This is a genomic window from Pseudomonas orientalis (assembly GCF_002934065.1).
In the GTDB taxonomy this organism is placed as follows: domain Bacteria; phylum Pseudomonadota; class Gammaproteobacteria; order Pseudomonadales; family Pseudomonadaceae; genus Aquipseudomonas; species Aquipseudomonas orientalis_A.
The window spans coordinates 3,088,384-3,107,348 of record NZ_CP018049.1 but is presented as its reverse complement, the minus strand read 5'-3'; the positions used below and the strand labels follow the sequence as shown (position 1 = coordinate 3,107,348).

The 18,965-nt window shown below is 58.7% G+C and carries 25 protein-coding genes; 22 read left to right on the top strand and 3 right to left on the bottom strand.

Features of this window, described 5'->3' with window-relative positions; all coding sequences use genetic code 11:
- Positions 1-4: 4 nt before the first annotated feature.
- From BOP93_RS13860 to BOP93_RS13790, 15 genes are all read left to right on the top strand, one after another.
- Positions 5-967, top strand: a complete 963-nt coding sequence (locus BOP93_RS13860) for a major capsid protein (protein ID WP_065950825.1) — start codon at positions 5-7, stop codon at positions 965-967.
- 46 nt (positions 968-1,013) lie between these two features.
- The gene (locus tag BOP93_RS13855) at positions 1,014-1,463 is read left to right on the top strand and encodes a CTP synthase (RefSeq protein WP_237140356.1); all 450 of its coding nucleotides are present in this window, start codon (positions 1,014-1,016) and stop codon (positions 1,461-1,463) included.
- Complete coding sequence (locus BOP93_RS13850; RefSeq protein WP_162303229.1) at positions 1,463-1,966, top strand: DnaT-like ssDNA-binding protein; 504 nt, start codon at positions 1,463-1,465, stop codon at positions 1,964-1,966. Before BOP93_RS13855 ends, BOP93_RS13850 begins: the two co-directional genes overlap by 1 nt.
- A gap of 37 nt (positions 1,967-2,003) precedes the next feature.
- The gene (locus tag BOP93_RS13845; protein WP_104503072.1) at positions 2,004-2,222 is read left to right on the top strand and encodes a hypothetical protein; all 219 of its coding nucleotides are present in this window, start codon (positions 2,004-2,006) and stop codon (positions 2,220-2,222) included.
- A gap of 41 nt (positions 2,223-2,263) precedes the next feature.
- Positions 2,264-2,632, top strand: coding sequence for a hypothetical protein (locus tag BOP93_RS13840; protein ID WP_104503071.1), 369 nt, complete (start codon positions 2,264-2,266; stop codon positions 2,630-2,632).
- On the top strand, positions 2,629-3,225 hold the full coding sequence (locus tag BOP93_RS13835; protein ID WP_104503070.1) for a hypothetical protein: 597 nt from the start codon (positions 2,629-2,631) through the stop codon (positions 3,223-3,225). The genes BOP93_RS13840 and BOP93_RS13835 overlap by 4 nt, the downstream gene beginning before the upstream one ends.
- Entirely contained in the window at positions 3,222-3,641 is a 420-nt protein-coding gene (locus BOP93_RS13830; protein WP_104503069.1) for a phage tail terminator-like protein, read from the top strand. The genes BOP93_RS13835 and BOP93_RS13830 overlap by 4 nt, the downstream gene beginning before the upstream one ends.
- A 69-nt stretch (positions 3,642-3,710) precedes the next feature.
- A complete protein-coding gene (locus BOP93_RS13825; RefSeq protein ID WP_104503068.1) occupies positions 3,711-4,382 on the top strand; it encodes a phage tail protein in 672 nt (223 codons plus the stop codon).
- Between the two features lie 2 nt (positions 4,383-4,384).
- Positions 4,385-4,765 (top strand): phage tail assembly chaperone, encoded by a 381-nt coding sequence (locus tag BOP93_RS13820; protein ID WP_104503067.1) that lies wholly within the window; start codon positions 4,385-4,387, stop codon positions 4,763-4,765.
- Complete coding sequence (locus BOP93_RS13815; RefSeq protein WP_416350657.1) at positions 4,762-5,085, top strand: DUF1799 domain-containing protein; 324 nt, start codon at positions 4,762-4,764, stop codon at positions 5,083-5,085. The genes BOP93_RS13820 and BOP93_RS13815 overlap by 4 nt, the downstream gene beginning before the upstream one ends.
- 27 nt (positions 5,086-5,112) lie before the next feature.
- A complete protein-coding gene (locus BOP93_RS13810) occupies positions 5,113-8,163 on the top strand; it encodes a phage tail tape measure protein (protein ID WP_104503066.1) in 3,051 nt (1,016 codons plus the stop codon).
- Entirely contained in the window at positions 8,163-8,501 is a 339-nt protein-coding gene (locus tag BOP93_RS13805) for a phage tail protein (protein ID WP_104503065.1), read from the top strand. The genes BOP93_RS13810 and BOP93_RS13805 overlap by 1 nt, the downstream gene beginning before the upstream one ends.
- A gap of 11 nt (positions 8,502-8,512) precedes the next feature.
- Positions 8,513-9,265, top strand: a complete 753-nt coding sequence (locus BOP93_RS13800) for a phage minor tail protein L (RefSeq protein WP_104503064.1) — start codon at positions 8,513-8,515, stop codon at positions 9,263-9,265.
- A 2-nt stretch (positions 9,266-9,267) separates the two neighbouring features.
- Positions 9,268-10,023, top strand: coding sequence for a C40 family peptidase (locus BOP93_RS13795; RefSeq protein WP_104503063.1), 756 nt, complete (start codon positions 9,268-9,270; stop codon positions 10,021-10,023).
- Positions 10,024-10,056: 33 nt separating this feature from the next.
- Positions 10,057-10,263: a hypothetical protein gene (locus tag BOP93_RS13790; protein ID WP_104503062.1), complete on the top strand. Its 207-nt coding sequence runs from the start codon at positions 10,057-10,059 to the stop codon at positions 10,261-10,263.
- On the opposite strand, the gene BOP93_RS13785 is transcribed toward BOP93_RS13790, so the two are convergent.
- Positions 10,256-10,510: a hypothetical protein gene (locus BOP93_RS13785; protein WP_104503061.1), complete on the bottom strand. Its 255-nt coding sequence runs from the start codon at positions 10,508-10,510 to the stop codon at positions 10,256-10,258. The genes BOP93_RS13790 and BOP93_RS13785 overlap by 8 nt on opposite strands.
- A 230-nt stretch (positions 10,511-10,740) precedes the next feature.
- A complete protein-coding gene (locus BOP93_RS13780) occupies positions 10,741-10,944 on the bottom strand; it encodes a hypothetical protein (RefSeq protein WP_057009022.1) in 204 nt (67 codons plus the stop codon).
- Positions 10,945-11,107: 163 nt separating this feature from the next.
- Between BOP93_RS13780 and BOP93_RS13775 the strand changes: the two genes are divergently transcribed.
- From BOP93_RS13775 to BOP93_RS28010, 7 genes are all read left to right on the top strand, one after another.
- Positions 11,108-11,293 carry a hypothetical protein gene (locus BOP93_RS13775; protein WP_104503060.1) on the top strand — a complete coding sequence of 62 codons (186 nt, stop codon included), beginning with the start codon at positions 11,108-11,110 and terminating at the stop codon, positions 11,291-11,293.
- Between the two features lie 95 nt (positions 11,294-11,388).
- Entirely contained in the window at positions 11,389-11,739 is a 351-nt protein-coding gene (locus BOP93_RS13770) for a hypothetical protein (RefSeq protein ID WP_104503059.1), read from the top strand.
- Positions 11,740-11,801: 62 nt separating this feature from the next.
- Entirely contained in the window at positions 11,802-12,413 is a 612-nt protein-coding gene (locus BOP93_RS13765; protein ID WP_104503058.1) for a tail assembly protein, read from the top strand.
- A 59-nt stretch (positions 12,414-12,472) separates the two neighbouring features.
- Complete coding sequence (gpJ, locus tag BOP93_RS13760; protein ID WP_104503057.1) at positions 12,473-16,339, top strand: TipJ family phage tail tip protein; 3,867 nt, start codon at positions 12,473-12,475, stop codon at positions 16,337-16,339.
- 337 nt (positions 16,340-16,676) lie between these two features.
- Positions 16,677-17,357 carry a hypothetical protein gene (locus tag BOP93_RS13755; protein WP_104505289.1) on the top strand — a complete coding sequence of 227 codons (681 nt, stop codon included), beginning with the start codon at positions 16,677-16,679 and terminating at the stop codon, positions 17,355-17,357.
- Positions 17,358-17,403: 46 nt separating this feature from the next.
- The gene (locus BOP93_RS27685; RefSeq protein WP_205885757.1) at positions 17,404-18,144 is read left to right on the top strand and encodes a hypothetical protein; all 741 of its coding nucleotides are present in this window, start codon (positions 17,404-17,406) and stop codon (positions 18,142-18,144) included.
- Positions 18,145-18,146: 2 nt separating this feature from the next.
- Positions 18,147-18,698, top strand: coding sequence for a tail fiber assembly protein (locus BOP93_RS28010; protein ID WP_104503056.1), 552 nt, complete (start codon positions 18,147-18,149; stop codon positions 18,696-18,698).
- 64 nt (positions 18,699-18,762) lie between these two features.
- Here BOP93_RS28010 and BOP93_RS27435 read toward each other — a convergent pair whose 3' ends face one another.
- A complete protein-coding gene (locus tag BOP93_RS27435; RefSeq protein WP_157943502.1) occupies positions 18,763-18,960 on the bottom strand; it encodes a hypothetical protein in 198 nt (65 codons plus the stop codon).
- Between the last annotated feature and the right edge of the window lie 5 nt (positions 18,961-18,965).

Sequence of the window (18,965 nt, the reverse complement as noted above, 5' to 3'; positions counted from 1 at the left end):
ACCCATGGCGACAACCGTAAACAGCGACCTGATCATCTACAACGATGAGGCGCAAACCGCATACCTGGAGCGCGTCCAGGACAACCTGGATGTGTTCAACGCATCCTCCAACGGCGCCATCGTCCTTGACAACGAAATGATCGAAGGCGATTTCCGCAAACGAGCGTTCTACAAGCTCGGCGGCGGGCTGGATCACCGCGACGTCAACTCCGAAGCCAAAGTGGTTTCGAAGAAGATCGGCGCTGGCGAAGCTGTTGGTGTGAAGGCTCCGTGGAAATATGGCCCATACCAAACCACCGAAGAGGCGTTCAAGCGTCGCGGCCGTCCGGTGGATGAGTTCTCCCAAATCATCGGCGTTGATGTGGCAGACGCTACCCTGGAAGGCTTCATTCACTACGCCACCGCAGCTCTGCGTGCCGCGATCGGCTCCAACGCTGGCATGGTTGTCTCGGCAAACATCGAAACCGACGGCAAGAAGACCCTGACCCGCGGCATGCGCAAATTCGGCGACAAGTTCGGCCGCATTGCCCTGTGGGTCATGCACTCGTCGGCCTATTTCGACATCGTGGACGAGGCGATCGCGAACAAGGTCTACGAGGAAGCCGGCGTAGTCATCTACGGCGGTCTGCCTGGCACGCTTGGCAAGCCAGTGCTGGTGACCGACACCGCACCGGCTGACGTGATTTTCGGCCTGCTGCCGAATGCCGTTGTGATCACCGAGTCGCAGGCGCCTGGCTTCCGGTCCTACGAGGTGAACGATGAAGAGAACCTCGGCATAGGCTACCGCGCAGAAGGCACCGTAAACATCGACGTGCTGGGCTACAGCTGGAAGGAAACCACTGGCGGTGCCAACCCAACCCTGGCCGCTGTTGGTTCGGCCGCCAACTGGGTCAAGCACTCGGACAGCAACAAGGTCACCGCCGGCGTGATGATTACCCTGACCACCACGCCGCCTGCCGCCGGCTGATACCCACCCCAAGACGCGGCCAGCAATGGCCGCCATGGAGAGAATCATGGAACTCGTTTATAGCAACCAGCTGGGTGACTTCGACCCGAACAAGCGCTACCGCAATCCCGATCTGTTCCGCGCAGTTGAGCGTGGCGTGACCAAGGTCGTTATCGTGGGCGATTACCCTGAGATCAAAGCCGCCTACGATGCCGCCGAGATCGAGGTGGAAGTACAGACTCGCAAGACTCCGGTTACCTCCGCTGCTGGCAAGGCAAGGACTGCCAAGGACAAGGTATCTGCCGGGAAAGAGAGGACGGGCAAAAATGTTCTGAACGGTGGCACCAATGGCACCATCAAGGACGGCACCGAAGACGAGCCGGTCTACATTCAGAAGCTGGAATCGAACGACCAGTGGATCATCATCACCCGCGACGGTGTACGATTCGGCGAGTTCGTCGGCACTGCCGATGAAGCGAAGGCCGAGGCTGACCGCCTGAACGAAGTCAAGGAGTAATCATGCTCATCATCGAGGACGGCACTGGCAAGCCTGACGCCGAAAGCTATGCGAGCGCCGAGGATCTGGCCCTGTATGCCGTGAAATTCGGCGCGGTCATCCCTGCGGGCGCTCCGGCGCAAGAGGCGTTGCTTCGCCGGGCCGCCTTGGTGATGGATGGCATGACCTGGAAGGGCCGCAAGTCGAATAGCGAGCAGGCTTTATCCTGGCCGCGCCGGGAAGTGTTGCTGGATCGCGAGATCAAGCCGAACAACTACCTGCCGGCGCGCATCCAGTACGGGCAGATGGCCCTGGCCGCCGAGATTCATCAGGACGATATCGATCCAATCGACAAGCGCAAGGGGGCTGTGACGCTGGAGCGCGTCGAGGGCGCGGTAACTCGCGAGTACGCGGCGATATCGAACACCAGCAATCGATTGCTGCCGGCGGCGCCGGATCGACCGAGTGCAACGCAGTTTGCCGACTACCTACAAAAGCGCGGGCTGTTCGCAGTGCGAGCATAGTGATAGCTTCATGCCTCCTAACACATTGGAGGTGAGTATGAAGTTTCAAGACGATGATGAAATGCTGGCTTGGGATAAGTTTGCAGCAGCAGCGATCGGTGCTGTTCAAGGGAAGTGGGATCAGCAGCAAAACCGCCAGAAGGCCGGTGGCTCGTATTTCGCTAGCGCCCCAAAAACGGAAAGCGATCTCGCTGATGCGTCAGCGCAAATAGCAGACTTGCTGCTTGATCTGCGCAGGAAGCGGATTAACCAATAGTCAGCCCAGCCATAGCTGGGCTTTTCACATCTGGAGCCAACATGGCCTTCTACGACGAAATGGCCGTGATGGCTCTGGAGATGATCACAGAGTTCGGCCAGCCTGTAGCCATCAGCAAGACTGAGCCAGGCGAGTACAATCCGGAGACGGGCGGGGAAGCGCCGGGCGCCATTGTCGAACAGATCGCCCAGGGCATTCTGCTCGACTTCACCGGCCTCGAATTCCAGAACAGCACCCTCATCCGGCAGGGCGACAAGAAGCTCAAGATCGCGGCGCAGGGATTGGCCTGGGTGCCAGGCCTGCTCGACAAAGTGGTTGCCCAGGGCCGCACTTGGTCAATTGTCCCGCCACTGAAAGAGGTCAACCCGGCCGGCACGCCGATCCTGTATGAGCTGCAGGTGCGGTCGTGAGCCGGGCCGGTGCCGGCCAATCCGGAAGCTTCGCCCTGAGCCTGGCCGAGTTTGCCGCCCAGACCAGCGAAGCGATCGATGCAAGCGTGCGCGAGATCATCATCGAGGTCGGCAGTGGCCTGATTCGGATGTCTCCCGTGGGCAATCCGGAGATCTGGGCGCAGAACGCAGTGGCCACCCAGTACAACAAGGCCGTCGACGACCACAACAGCGCGCTGCGCAGCGATCCAGCCAACCTTACCAAGGGCGGCAGGCTCAAGAAGGGCCGCAAGCTCAACGACGGCATGGATATCGTCGCGCCGGAAGGCTACGTCGGGGGCCGGTTCCGTGCGAATTGGCACATCTCGCTCGGCGTGGTTGAGAACGTCACCTTTGACGAGGTAGACCCGAGCGGCGCAGAAACCACTGCCGCGCTGGTCGCAGCAATGAGCGACTTCACCGCCGGCCAGATGGCCTACCTCATCAACAACTTGCCCTACGCGATCCCGCTGGAGTTCGGCCATTCCACCCAGGCCCCCGGCGGCATGGTGCGGGTAACCGTGGCTCGCTTCCAGCAGATCGTGCTGGAGGCCATCAGGAGCAACCAGGTATGAGTCACGCAATCATCGCCTCGATCTACGAGGCCAAGCTCATAGCTTGGAATGCTGCCAGGCCGGAGAAGCTAAAGATTGTGTTCGAGAACACGGCCTACACGCCGGCGGCTGATGAGACGTATCTGCGGGCTTTCACGATCCCGGGCGACACCGCGAGCAACACGCTCGGCGGCGATCACCGGCTTTACACCGGCGTGTTTCAGGTCAGCATCATCGCGCCTGCCGGCACCGGCAAAGCAAAGACAAACCCACTTGCCGCCGAGATCATCGCGCTATTCCCGCTGTACGTGCGAGAAGTGAAGAACGGATTCGTAGTAACGCCCATGACGCCTGTAGATGTCGGTCCAGGCATTGTCGGCGACTCAACCTACACCGTGCCGCTCTCGTTTACCTACCGCTCCGATACCACCCCGTAACCCGCCCGTTGGGCAAATCCTGAACCCGCCATTGAGCGGGTTTTGTCATTTCTGCATAGAGGAAAACCCATGTCTGTCTATTTCCCCAACGGGGCAACGCTTTCGATTTCCAGCGGGTTCGCTGCCGCCAAGCTAATCTCCGCAATCAGCAACGCGAACCCCGGTGTCGCCACCAGCGCCGCAAACGGCTTTGCGAATGGCGACATTCTGCTCGTCACGTCCGGCTGGGAGGACATCAACGAGCGCGCCGTGCGGGTATCCAATGCTGCCGCTGGCGCATTTACCCTGGAAGGTATCGACACATCCAATGTTGCTTTCTTCCCGGACGGCATCAGCGGCGGCACTGCCAAGAAAGTTACCGGCTGGGTAGCGGTCAACCAGGTGATCGGCAACTCCATGTCTGGCGGCGAGCAGCAATATTGGACTTACGCGCCGCTCGAAGCGCGCCGCGACAAGCAGATCCCGACCACCAAGAACGCGCAGGCCTTCGCCTTCCAGTTGGCCGATGATGACAGCCTGGCTTGGTACGAAGAGCTCGATAAGGCTGACCGCGAGAAGGAAGTACGCATCCTGCGTATGTCGCTGCCCAACGGCAAAACGATCTACTACGCCGGTTATGCTTCCTTCAACAAGACGCCGACGCTGGTGCGTAACGAAGGCGCGGCCGTCTCTTTCGGCTTCACCATCAACGCCGAGATCACCGCGTATCGCGCGCCTGTTGTCGCTGGCGGCGGGGCTTAATCATGGCGAAGTTCAAGATCGCCCAATCACCGACCTTTCTGGGGGCCGTGATGGTCCCGTTAGTAGGCCAGGATCCGGTGAAGGTGGGTTTCACCTTCAAATATCGAAACCGCATCGAGCTTGCGGCATTGTTCGACGAGTGGAACCAGCGGCGCAAGGACGGCCTCGATAAGTTCGGCGAAAAGCCCTCCGTGTCCGAAATCGTTGCTGTCGACACCGAAAACCAGATTCAGCAAATCAAGGATCTGGTTGTGGGCTGGGAGTTCGATGACAAGTTTGACGACGAGAGCATCAAGGCGCTGGTGACGTCCTGTCAGGGGACAACCGAGGCTATCGTAGACGCCTATCAGGATGCTTATTCCAAGGCCCGCACGGGAAACTGATACGCGCCGCCCGCGCCCTGTATGAGTCCCCGCCGGATGCCGAGCAGATCGCTGCTTTCGGCTGGGACGCAGAGGATATGGAAGAAGAGTTCGATGTTTGGCCGTGCCTTTGGCCAGCATTCTTGCTGTTCAACCGCATGTCCACCCAGTGGCGAGCAGGCGCCGGCGGCGCGATCGGTCTCGACTACAGCAGCATCCGCGACGTAGCCGGATTCCTCGGCATCAAGAAAAAGAAACTCGCTGAAATCTTCCCTGACCTTCAGGTGTTGGAAGGCGAAGCCCTGCGCGTTATGGCGGAAGAAAGGGAAAACAGCCCGTAAACGCGGGCACTTATTCAAGGTGAGTCGATGAACATTGCAGAACTCGGCGTCAAGATCGACTCGGCCGATGCAATCCAGGCGAAAACGAGCCTGGATGAAATGGCGAAGGCTGGCGGCCGGGCCGAACAGTCCGCCGTTTCGCTGATGAACGAAATGCAGGCGCTGGAAAAATCGCTGTCCACCAGCGCCAAAACCACCCAGGACTTGGCGAAGCAGCGCGACGCTCTCGCCAAGCTGACCAAGACCGGCGCCTATGGCGAGGCCGAGGCAGCGAAGATCTCGGCTCAGCTCGATAAGCAGCAGATCGCCCTGGCCAAGTCTGCGATGGAAGAGCAGAAGGCGCTGAACAGCCTGCTGGGCGCCATTGACCCGGCCCGCGCGGCGCTGGCAAAACTGGACAATCAGATCGAGCAGCTCGGCAAACACCTCGACGAGGGCCGGATCAGCCAGGAACAGTACAACAGCGCCCTGAGCAAGATCGAGAAGGATTACGGAAAGCTCGAAAAGACCGCCACCGGTTTCGACAAACTCCGCCTCGGCACCCGACAAGCCCAGGAAAACGTTGTTCAGCTTGGTAATGCGCTCTCGTCGGGTGACTGGGGTAGCGGCGTTCGTGCCGTCGCGCAGTTGGGCGCCGGTGCTGGTGCGGGCGCTGCCGGGTTGCTGGCTATCCTGGCGCCGTTAGCACTGGCCACCGCCGCGGTTGGTGGCCTCGCCGTTGCTTTCTACAAGGGCAGCGAAGAGCAGGACCGCTACAACAAATCGTTGATTCTGACCGGTAACTACGCCGGGGTCAGTGCCGGACAACTTGGCGACATGGCGCGGCAGGTCAGCGCTACCGTGGGCACCACTGGCCAGGCGGCCGCAGTGTTGGCGCTGCTGGCGGACAACGGAAAGATCGCTGGCGAGAGCTTTACCGGAATCACCCAGGCCGCAGTGTCGATGCAGGAAGCCACGGGCAAGGCAGTAAGCGAGACGGTTGCGGAGTTCGTGAAGCTCGCCGATGACCCGGTTAAAGCCTCGGCAGCGCTGAACGAGCAGTACCACTACCTCACCGCCTCGGTCTACTCGCAAATTGCCGCGCTGGAAGAGCAGGGCGATCACGCCGGTGCCGTGAAGCTCGCGACCGATGCCTACGCTGATGCGATCAATGAGCGCACTCCAAAGATTCTGGCAAACCTCAGTCTTTGGGAAAAGGCTTACAACGCCGTGGCGCGCGCCGCCGACGGGATCAAGAATATTGGTCGTCGCGACATCAACGCGGATATTGAAAGCGCGAAAGCAGACCTGCTTGAAGCGCAAAACATGGACGGTTTGTTCCAAAACAAAAAGTCCAAAGACTCGCTGATTGAGTTTCGGCAAAACCGCCTGAACATGCTTGAGGACGAGAAGGCCGCTCAGGCCGATATCGCCAAGTGGGAGGGCGAACAAGCGAAGGCGCAGGGCGATGCAGTGTCGTCCATGGGTAAGATCGATGCACTCACAAAGTCTTCATGGACAAACGAGCAAAAGCGCGTCGAGGCGGTAAAGGAGTACAAGAAATGGCTTGAGGATATCCGCAAGGTCGACCCGAAAGATTCCCGGCTCAATCAGGCAGCGATCGACAAGAACATTGCCAACATCAATGACAAGTTCAAGGACCCCAAAACAGCCGGCACCCAGGTTGACCTGACGGGCTTCAATGATGCCAAGAACAACCTTGCAGCGATCACCGACACCTACAAAAATTACCAGAAGGAACTAGAAGCGGCGCAGAAGGCTGGCCTGTTGTCCGAGGAAGACTATCTGCTGCGGCGCCAGGCGCTGATCGGCAACGAGCTTGACCAGGTGACTGCTGCTTACGAAGCCGAGATATCGGCCCTGGAGGCGTCAAAGGCCAAGAAGACAACATCGGCCGCGCAAAGCATCCAGCTGGACCAGAAGATCGCCGATGCGCGCGCGGGCATGGTCAAGGCGCAGAAGGACGCGGATAGCCAGCTTGAAGTGCTGGCTACCAACGAGACCGGGAGGATCGCCAAGCAGGAGCGGGCAATCAGCTCCTACGTGCAGGCGCTGAGTCAGCAACAGCGTGCGCTGAAGCTTGCTGGGAAGCGCGCAGTATTGGGCGTGGGCCAGGGTGATCGTCAGAACGCATTGAACGGGCAACTGAACAGCCAGCAAGACCGGTTTGCTCTGCAGTCGCTGGAACTGGAAAACCAGCGATCCGACCCGTCACGCAAAATGTCGGACGAGGAATTCACCCGCAAGTCGCAGGCGCTCGCTGACGCGAACAAGAAAGCCACCGATCAGATCAGGCAGAACTACGCAGACGTGGAAAGTGCCCAGGGTGATTGGACCAAGGGTGCAACGGCCGCATGGGAAAACTACCTGGACTCAGCAAAGGACATCGCCGGCCAGACGAAGAGCCTGTTCGGCAACGCTTTCAGCTCCATGGAGGATTCGATCGTCAACTTCGCCATGACCGGTAAAGCGTCGTTCTCGGACTTCGCCAAGTCGATCCTGGCCGATATGGCGCGCATCGCCACCCGTCAAGCAGCATCGGGACTGCTCGGCTCTCTAGTGGGCCTTGGCGTTTCGGCAGCAGGTGCGTATTTCGGCGGAGGCGCGACACCAGCATCGGCTGGCTCAACTGCTGCAGGCTACAGCCCTGAAGTGCTGGCAGGCTGGTCCGGAGTCACCCAGGCCAAAGGTGGCGCATGGGCGAGCGGCGTCCAGATGTTCGCCGCCGGCGGTGCGTTCACCAACTCGGTCGTAAGCAAACCCACGGCATTCGGCATGGCCGGAGGCAAAACAGGCGTCATGGGCGAGGCGGGGGCGGAGGCGATTATGCCGCTGACTCGCACGTCGAGCGGCAAGCTTGGCGTCATGGCTATGGGCGGCGGTGGAGCAGGCGCAACGCAGATCAATGTAGAAGTGCACATCGATGGTGACGGTAACGCGTCGTCTACTGCTGACGCACCAAGCTACGACCTGTTTGGCAAAGAGCTGGCGACCTTCGTAGAACAGAAATATCAAGAGCTGCGCTCGAAGGACATGCGCCAGGGCGGCGTCATCAACAAAGCAATTAAGGGGCGCTGATGGCAATCGAACGATTTACCTGGGCCACGGAGAAGGGCGCGGAGGGAGATATTGCCCAGCGCGTCCGCTCCAAGCAGTTCGGCGATGGCTACGAGCAGTCGGTCGAGGATGGCCTGAACAATCTGTCGCAGTCCTGGCCGGTGACCTTTACCGGTCTGAAACCGCGAATCAAGGAAATCATGGCCTTCCTCGACCGGCACAAGGGTGCGAAGGGCTTCCTGTGGGAGCCGCCGCTCGGCGAGCTGGGCCTCTACAAGTGCAATGGCTATAAGCCGGTGCATCGGGGCGGCCAGGTCTACGCAGTCACCGCCACCTTCCAGCAAACCTTTCAGCCCTGAGATAACCGCCCATGGCACTCATCACGGACATCCAGAAACTTGAGCCCGGCGGCGAAATTCGCCTGTATGAAATCGACGGTACTGAATACGGCGCGGATTACCTGCGCTTTCACGGCCACGCAATCCCGCACACGGCTGAGGAACTGCTGGCCTACGAGTATTCTGAGGACGACTTGCCCGCCAAGTCGATTATCTGGCAGGGCCAAGAGTACGCGGCCTGGCCGGTGCAGATTGAGGGCATTTCATCGAGCAGCGACGGTACCGCTTCTCGGCCGACGTTCGCTGCCGGCAACGTCAACGGGCGTGTCACGGCGTTGTGCCTGGCCTTCGAGGACATGCTGAAGTTCAAGCTGACGGTTCGCGAGACCCTGGCCCAGTACCTGGACGCGGCCAACTTCCCCGAGGGCAACCCAACCGCCGACCCGACCCAGGAGGCGCTGGAGATCTGGTACATCGACCAGAAAACCAGCGAGGACGGCGAGGCTGTGGTCTGGGAGCTGTCTTCCCCGGGCGAGATCGACAACCACGGGCTGCCCGGCCGGCAAATGACGACATTCTGCCATTGGGCCATGACCAACGGTTACCGGGGGCCAGACTGCGGCTACACCGGCGCAGCCATGTTCGACGATGAGGACAATCCCACGGATGATCCAGCACTGGATCAGTGCAAGGGCTGCCTGTCGTCCTGCAAGTTGCGCTTCGGCGAGAACAACGAGCTCTCCTTCGGTGGATTCCCCGCCGTTTCCCTGATAGCCCGGAGCTGACCATGCGCAAGCACATCATCGCGGCGATCCAGGCGCACGCGACCGCGCAGTACCCGAAAGAATGCTGCGGCTTGTTGTTGGCCGTCGGCCGCGCGCAGAAGTACTTTCCATGCCGGAACATCGCCGCGGAGCCTAACGAAGAATTCCGGCTTGATCCCGAGGACTACGCCGCAGCGGAAGACTTGGGCGAAGTGATCGGCATCGTTCACTCCCACCCGGACGCCACCAGCAAGCCGTCACCGCATGACCTGGCCATGTGCGAGGCCACCGCCTTGCCCTGGCACATTCTGAGCTGGCCTGAGGGCGATATGCGCACGATCACCCCAACGGGCTGCACGCCGCTGCTCAAGCGTCCGTTCGTGCACGGCGCCTGGGATTGCTGGCAGGTCTGCGCTGACTGGTACCAGCGTGAATGGGGGCTTGAGTTCGAAGCCTTCCAGCGTACCGACGGCTGGTGGGAGAGTGCGGAGAACGCGAGCCTGTACGAGCAACATTACGACGCGGCCGGCTTTGTGCGAGTCGACCGGCCGCAGCGCGGCGATCTGATCGTTATGCATGTGGGCCGGACAGTTCACCCGAACCACGCTGGGATTTACCTCGGCAAAGATCCGGCATTGCCTGGTGAATATTCGGGCGCTTTCGGCCCCGGCCCATTCCTGCTGCACCACCTTTACGGAAGGCCGTCGGAGATCATCGTCTACGGTGGGCCTTGGCATGATCGAACTCGCCTGATTCTCAGGCACAAAGATGCAAAATGACTAACATGACGCGGCATGGCCGCAGGAGTGGGTATGCAAAAGATCGATAAGTTCAGCCCGGTAATCGCTTGGCGCTCGATGCTGGGTAATAAGCCAAATCGGGAGCCAGTCGAAATTGATGTTCAGGACGGGCGCGCCGAGTACTTGCTCAGCGGCCCGTACAATCTTTCCGAGGGCGGTAAAATCGAAGTTGTCGGTGGCAAGCTTCTTTTTACCGGAAGCAGAACGAAGGTCAGTTGATGTGATGGAAGGCCCTATCGAAATTGCCGTCGCCGAAGTAGTTAAGATCATCAGCCAAGATCAGCGCATACCCTGAGCCAACGCTTTTTAGCGCGTCGTAGATGGTCCCAAAATCCGACTCTGACAAAAAGGTGATGACACCGCACCCCACTTCAACGCCTTTGTAGGCGAATTTCTCCGCTACTGGGATGTAGTCGTCTTTCGCGGTGACGATAATATAGGGGAAGATGGTTTGTCCTTCGTTCACATTGACCTCCAGGTCATAAACGCGCCGATATTGGCGCTATCCCAGTCCTTGGGCTTGCACGCGTAGGACTGGGGAAATCCTTTTTCACTCATTCGAGTATTTCGAAATGACTCAAATCGAACGTAGCGACATCGCGCGCACGATGGATGCTCTCGCGTTGGCGTTGGCTGATCATGGACACAGCTGGAGTGATGAGCTGAGAGCTTCCTACGAGCGCGCCACAGCAACCCTCAAGGCTTGCGATTGTAAGGTGACTGATTCGTCGGCTTGAGGCTGATGCCCAGCTCGGCGGCCTTGCTGTAGATGGACGCCTCGGAACGGCCAAGCTTGAGGCCGATTACGCGGGTGGGGGTGTTACCTGCTGCCAGGGTGCGCAGCTGAGTGATCTCTGCTGCCGTCCATTCCTTGCCACCGTTCGTGGGTTGCTTGGCCATTGCTCAGTTCCTTCTGGGTTGGAGGCCAAAAGCTACTACTGATAGCGGCCTGGGCGTTACTGGCATTTCATCCACGCTGGATGCTTGTTCAGTTGGTTGATGAATGGCGTTTGGCTATTATGCTTGCCTACTGCATTTCGTTAACTACAAGGATCAGTAACCCATGGCGCAGCAACCCAAAAAGCAGTGGTTCCGGGCAAAATATCAGCGTAAAAAGCCGGGCAGCTCTACGAGCTCAACAGGCGCGAAGTCGTTCTTCGTTTTTACTCATCAAGAGGCGATTGACACTCTTTTGTTTGAGCAAAGAACTGCATATCCTGATAATGATGTCCTGGTTACCGCGGGATAACTCTTGGCTTCGATATTCCAAAGCCCAGCCCCGCGCTGGGCTTTTTGCAACCGGTCCCCAGTGCTACAGTCCCGCCAAACCAAAGAGGGAACGACATGCGAATTTTGATAGCGGCGGTAGCGGTGGCGATGCTGGCGGGGTGTATGGCACCAACGATGAACGAGGCCCGCCAAGAGGGGCCATACAAAGTGCTGACCTCAAAAAAATCAGACGCTGCACTGGCTAAGTGCGTTCATTACGAGTGGCAGAACCAGCCAATATTCGGGGGTACGCCTGGCGCAACGCTTCAGCCGGGGCGGGATAATGGATATACGGTCTTTACAGAAGGCTCCCAATATTTCGTGGACATTCAGCCGCAGGGTGCTGGTTCGGTGGCGAAATATTATGTGGTGGTTGGTAACTGGATCGCCAACAAAAGGCTGACTGCATTGCAGAGTTGTCTTTAGACGATCAGTCATCTATTCAAGGCTCGCTTCGGCGGGCTTTTTTATTGTCCGGAGAAGTCTCAATGGCAGCACTCGCTATTAATTATCAGCCCATGACCACGATCATGCTCTATGGGCAACTTCGGCAGTTTGGCCGGTCCTTCCGCATGGCTGTGAGGTCACCAGCAGAGGCGATCAAGGCGCTTTGTGTGCAGATCCCCGGATTCGAACGTTACCTGTCGAACGCCAAGTCTAGAGGGATTGAGTTTGCCGTATTCCGAGGGAAGACGAACCTGGCAGAAAAGGAGTTGGGGTTTGCTGGTGGCGGAGATATTCGAATTGCCCCGGTCATCACCGGCAGTAAGCGCGGCGGGGCGCTGCAAACCATCATCGGCGCCGTACTGATCGTTGTCGGTCTTGTCATCACCGGCGGCACGTTCGGTGCCGGAGCGCCTTTCGGTTCTGCCTTGGTAATGATGGGCGGCTCAATGGCGTTGGGAGGCGTGATCCAGATGCTAAGCCCCCAGGCTGGTGGCCTCAAGACCAGCGCCGCGCCCGAGAACACCCCCGGCTACGCCTTCGGCAGCGCCAAGAACACCACGGCATCTGGTAACCCGGTACCGCTTTGCGCAGGCGAAAGGGACTGGGGAGGCGCGATCGCTAGCGCTGGGATTTACGCCGAAGACCAGATGTAAGAACCACCCGCAACACAGCAGCCGGCTATGAGCCGGTTTTTTATTGCTTGGAGAAAAGCATGGGCGCAGCACATAAGCTCGACATCTACGGCGCCAAGGGCGGCTCCGATAAGCCAAAAACGCCGACGGAAGCTCCTGACAGTCTGCGCTCGATCGCGCTCGCGAAGATGCTTATAGCTGTTGGTGAGGGTGACTTTGAGGGCATGCCTACCGCCAGTGATATTCGCGTTGACGGCACGCCCTTGCAAGATCCTCAAGGCAATATGAACTTCCCCAACGTGAAGTGGGAATGGCGGACAGGCTCAGTCGATCAGCCCTATATCCAGGGCATCCCATCTATCGAGAATGAAATCACCATTGGCGTCGAGCTTCGTAGCACCACGCCGTGGGTTCGAGCGATCACCAATACCCAGTTATCGGCTATGCGTGTGCGCCTTGCGTGGCCTGCACTCCAGTCAGTAGATGCCAGCGGCAACATCAACGGGTACCGGATTGAGTACAAGGTCGAGTTGGCAACGGACGGCGGCGCATATCAGCAGGTTCTGAGTGAGGCTGTCGACGGCAAGACTACGACCATATATGAGCGCACGCGTCGTATTGACCTGCCAAAGGCAAACAGCGGTTGGTTGATTCGCGTCACGCGGCTTACTATCAACCAGAACAACAATAAAATTTCCGACACCATGCAGATCGCCGGCTTTACCGAGGTGATCGACGCGAAGATTCGATACCCGAATACCGCGCTGCTCTATATTGAGTTTTCGGCAGAGCAGTTCCGCAGCATCCCGGCCGTCACGATCCGCTGTAAGGGCCGCAAATGGCAGGTGCCGAGCAACTACGATTCGGCCTCCCGCAGCTATAGCGGAATTTGGGACGGCACCTTCAAGGAAGCGTGGACCGATAACCCTGTCTGGCACACCTACGGCATAACCACGAACGACCGCTTCGGCCTTGGCCGCCGCATCAAACCGTGGATGGTTGACAAGTGGGAGCTCTACCGCATCTCCCAGTATTGCGATCAGTTGGTGCCGGACGGGAAGGGCGGCCAGGAGCCGCGCTTCATCTGCAACCTGAATCTTCAGAGCAAGGCCGACGCCTGGTCTCTGCTGCGTGACATCTCCACGATATACCGAGGCATGACTTACTGGGCCCAGGGCCAAGTCTTCACCCTGGCTGATATGCCGCGCGCTACCGACTTCGACTTCGCCTACACCCGTGCGAACGTCATTGACGGCAAGTTCACCTACTCCAGTGCGTCGGAGCGTACCCGGTACACTCGGGCGCTGATCAGCTACGACAACCCGCTGAACAACTTCGACACCGACGTCACCGCAGTGACCGACGCCAAGCTGCAGCGGCGCTACGGCGACAACCCGCTGGAGATCAGCGCCATCGGCTGCACTCGCGAGTCAGAAGCCCAGCGCCGTGGCAAGTGGGCGCTGCTGACCAACTCCAAGGACCGGGCGGTAACCTTCAAGGTTGGCTTGGACGGGCGTATTCCGCTGCCTGGCTACGTGATCCCTATCGCGGACGAATTGCTTGCGGGTCGGCCGGTGGGCGGGCGCATCTCGGCGGTGAACGGCACGGTCATCACTTTAGACCGCGATACCCAGGCCAAGCCCGGCGACCGGTTGATCCTCAACCTGCCTGACGGCAAGTGCGAGGGCCGCACGGTTCAGCTTGTCAGCGGCAGGCAGGTCACTGTGACGGTCGCCTATTCCGTGCCGCCTGAGCCCGAACTGGTGTGGGCGCTGGATGCTGACGACCTGGCCATCCCGCTCTACCGCGTGGTGAGCGTTGCCCGGCCAGAGCCAGGCGTGTTTGAGATATCGGCAGTTCAGTACGATCCGAGCAAGTTTGCTCACATCGACACTGGCGCGCGCCTGGAAGAGCGCCCGATCAGTGTGATTCCGATCACGGTGGTACCGGCACCGGCCAGCGTCACGTTGACGTCGAGCTACTCGGTCAATCAGGGCATCGCGATCACCACCATGAACATCTCGTGGCCGGCCGTCACCGGCGCCGTCGCGTATGACGTGGAGTGGCGCAAGGACAGCGGAAACTGGATCAAGGTGCAGCGCAGCGGCTCGACGAGCGTCGACGTAACCGGCATCTATTCGGGCGCATACCTGGCTCGGGTGCGCGCGGTGAGTGCCTTCGACATCTCGTCGGTTTGGGAAAATTCGATCCTGACGAACCTGCAAGGCAAAACCGGCCTGCCGCCGGCGGTGTCGTTCCTGACCACCACCAGCCTGGTTTACGGCATCGGCATTCAATGGGGCTTCCCACCAGGTGCAGAGGACACCGAGCGCACGGAAATCTGGTACAGCCAATCGGCTGACCTGACGACCGCGATCAAGCTGAGCGACTTCAGCTATCCGCAAGCGAAGCATGAGATGCATGCCATGCTGCCCGGCGCGACGTTGTTCTTCTGGGCCCGCCTGGTGGACCGGTCGGGCAATATTGGCCCGTTTTTCCCGGTATCTGGCGCGGTCAACGGCCAGGCCAGTACCAAGCAGAGCGACTATGAGGCGTATTACGCCGACAAAATCGGCAAGGGCGCCCTGTACCAGAGCCTGCGCGAAGAGATAGAACTGATCACCGGAGACGGGCCTGGCTCTGTGAACGAACGCCTCGAGGAAGCCAAGCAGGAACTGGAAGATCTGATCAAACAGGTAAGTGATGCACTCGCCTACGATCCTGCGAAGCCTTATCTGAAGGGTGACATTGTCCGGCTGGATCAGCACCTCTACCAAGCGAAAGGCCCGGTGCCCGTGGGAGCGGCCCCGCCAGACGCCGATCACTGGACCGATATCGGCACTATCCTGGAAACAGCGAATGCGTTGGCATCCCAAGTGCAGATCATTGAAACCAAGATCGAAGAGATCGACGGCAAGGTGCTGGCCACCGCTACCTCGGTGGAAGCTTTGCGCTCTGCTGCTCGTGGTGATGACGGCGCCGGCGACCTGGCCGACGCTCTCAAGGGCTGGACGTCGACGGCAGATCTTGCGGTCGAGCGCAAAACACGAGCCGGCGAGAATTATGCAATGGCTCAGCAGTTGCTCACCCTTGGCGCGCAGGTAGGCGATAACAGGTCGTCGCTCACCGTCCTTGAGCAGGTGGTGGCCAGCAACCGCGAGACGTCGGCGGCGCAGATCACCCAATTGAAAAGCGATCTTTCTGCGATCGATCAAAAGGCGATCGGCAATGCCCAGGCGATCACGAGCCTCGATAGCAAGGTCACCAACCTTGACGGAAAGATCATTTCTCAGGCGTCGAGCAACGAGGCGCTACGGGCTTCCGTCCGGGGCGACGATGGAGCTGGCGATCTTGCGGGCGCTATCAAGGCCTGGGAGTCCACCGCCGCGATCAGCACTGAGAAAAAGGTGCGAGCATCTGAAATCGAGGCCCAGGCCAAGGTTTCGGAAACGCTGCAATCGAGCATTGGCCAGACAAGCGCCTCTGTCCGATCCGTGAGCGAGACCGTAGTTGGCCTCGACAACAGGGTATCCGCGCAGGTCACGCTCCAGGCACAAACCATTGTGGATGGTAGGCGGGTGACCACTGGCCTTGCCTTCGGCTCAAACGGGTCGCAGTCGGAGTTCCTGATCATGGCTCAACGGATGGCGGTCGTGAATGAAATCGACGGCAAGGTTGTACCGATGTTTGTGATTGAGAACGGGCAGGCTGTGTTCAACACCGCGATCATCAGCAAGGCGATCATTCAGGAAATCATCCTCGGCATGGTGCTTCGTTCGCCGACGGCGGACTCGAAAGGGCGGCCACTGCTGGAAATCAACATTCCGGCAGGCACGATCACTGTGCGTGGCGAGGGCACCGACGGCTCTAGCCTGTTCGATAACAGCGGTATCTCGGTGTTCGACGCGAACGAGAAACGTCGCGGCAAGTTCGGGAGGCTTTCCTGATGGCTGAATATGGCCTGGGTACGTGGGACGAGAACGGGGTCCAGCAAATTGGCCCCGCCTCTTTCACATTGCGCACTGTTTTCTCAACGCTCGTTACCTTCACCGGCGCGGCAACTGGCACAGGTGCGTCACAGACGTTCTCTGTGCCAGGGGTTACTCCACAAAACTGCATCGCTATCGTCCTACCGATTGGGCCGTATTCAACTGGCTTGAACACAATTCAATACGAGCCCGAAATACTTGTCGGCCAGATAAGAGTGTGGCGCGGGCATAGAACAGCAGTTGATGGACGATTTGGAGAGGGTACGCAAAGGCTTATTGTTTCGAGGTACAGATGATGGGCTGGGGATTTGAATTTATCAATAACGAAGATGTAGTCATTATTGATTCTGAATATGCTCGACTTTCAATTTTGTCGAAAGGTCGATTTATTCCAACACAAGAGTCCGGCCTTGGATCTGCGACCAACTTTGAGAAAGTCATAACCACTCAAGAACCACCTCTAGTCTTTGTTAAGCCTGACAATGTTGGAATTGTTGCAGGGCTCTGCAGGGTTCTCATCCTGGGGACGCCTGGTAATTGGACGGGTTTTTACGTTCGTGCGTATGACGTGAACACGGCGCAGCCAAGAGGCAGCTACTTTGCGGCAGCTTACTTAGCGAGTCCGACCGCTTTGTGGGGAGGCAGACTTTACGATCAGAACGAGTCTCTGATATTTGACACAGGCACTCCCAGCGCGGTGTTCAGCCGGTCTTCTGCATCTTGGAACTTCGTAACTTCAGGCAGAGACGCTCAAGGCCTGTCCATGGTTTATTTCAGTGTGCCATTCGTGTTCTCTAGCGATGAGTACATGCTGATTAACAACTTTGGTATGGATGTGGCTGGGAGCTCATTTCGTTCAGCGTCTTTGTATTGTTGGTGGGATTTTCCAGCGAACAGGTTGTGGGCGATAACGATTGGAGCCACGCCACAAACAACGTTTTTTATACCGGCGGTGTTTGCGAAAATGCAAGCCTAATTCGTTTGCTTGAAGGGCTAATTATAATTTCTGATTGGAGAAAAACATGGCTTCTTGGTTTTCAGAAGGAACCGTCACCGTCACGAATGGCAGCGCCACCGTGACAGGTGCCGGTACAAAGTTTTCTAACTGCCGATCCGGCGACATGTTCGTTGGGCCGGATAACGGCATTTATCAAGTGATCAACCCGTCGAGCGATACCTCCGTGTCGATCTCGCCGGCGTACCGCGGTGCCAACGCCGCTGGCGCTGTTTACGGCATCGTGCCCGTGAACGGCTACCCAAAGGCTTTGGCCGATGCTGTAAACGTGCTGGTTCAGCAGTGGGGAGCAACGCTTGCCGGGCTTGGCCCAGTGGCGAGCATGACTACTGTTCCTGTTGCAAATGGTGGTACCGGGGCGACCTCGGCCGCGGCCGCGCGCGCAAATCTTGGACTGGGGTCGGCGGCACTGAAGGCAGTGGGTAGCGCTGCGGGGAACATCCAGGACGTGAGCTCACCAACACCCATGGTGGGAAACTCCGCGTTTATCGAGCAAGGCAGCCACTTCATTAACTACGGGGACGGCACAACGGTGGTGCCCGCAGGCGGCGCTTACTGGGCGGGCATTCGCGCTCAGTACCCTTTCCAAAACTGCGCTATGGATCTCGTTGCACAAGTGGTTACGGGGAACAGCATGAACTTGATGTTCCGGACCGTCGCCGCAAGTGGAGCGGGCGACCCGTGGCGCAAGATTTACCACGATGGAAACACCACCCGTGCCCAAGACGGCACCCTTAAGGCGATTTAATCATGGCAAGAGCAGCAATCAATATCGTGGGCGCTACTGGCGCGATGTACGACCTGACCTCGCTTGGCGGGATCGACGTGGGCAGTTACCGTAAGGACGTGGGTGTGTACTGCGTGACCGGTGCACTGGGCATGGTTCCGTTTCCACCTTTGGACCAGGGCTGGGGCTTCTCGCTGCACCCGTCGGAAAACCAGGCACTCGTTGATACGTCGTTCTCCGACGGGCTGTTGACCGTCACCGTCACGATGGATGGCCAGCCGTATGACCTGAAAACAATGATCACGCTGCACATCCTGGTCCCGGATCTGGAGGCAATTGTCGTTCCGCCGCCGGCTGCTGATCCTTTGGTAGAGGCGCAGACCGAAATCAATCGCTTGCGCGCTGCCGCCGACTACGCGATCGCACCACTTCAGGACGCGGTCGATGTCGACGAAGCGACCGATGCCGACCTGGCCGCACTGAAGGCGTGGAAGAAGTACCGCGTGGCACTCAGCCGCGTTCCCGACCAAGCGGATTACCCTCAAACGATCGAATGGCCTGATGTTCCTGCGTAATTGCTGAAGCCGACCACCAGCCGCCTTGTGCGGTTTTTTTCGCATGGAGAAAAGATTTCCGAATTCAATCGGAATGGAAGCTTGCGCCGGAAAACCCATAAGTCGGTGCTTCCTGCGCATGTTCGCCTGCCCACTCAGCAATACGCTTTATGTCATCGCGAGTAATTTTATCGAGATTAACGGGCAGAGGTTCAAGGCCTGCAACCTTTAGCAGGTTCGTACCGGGAATAATCACAGCGTCTCGAATGTAAATATTCTGCATAAGCT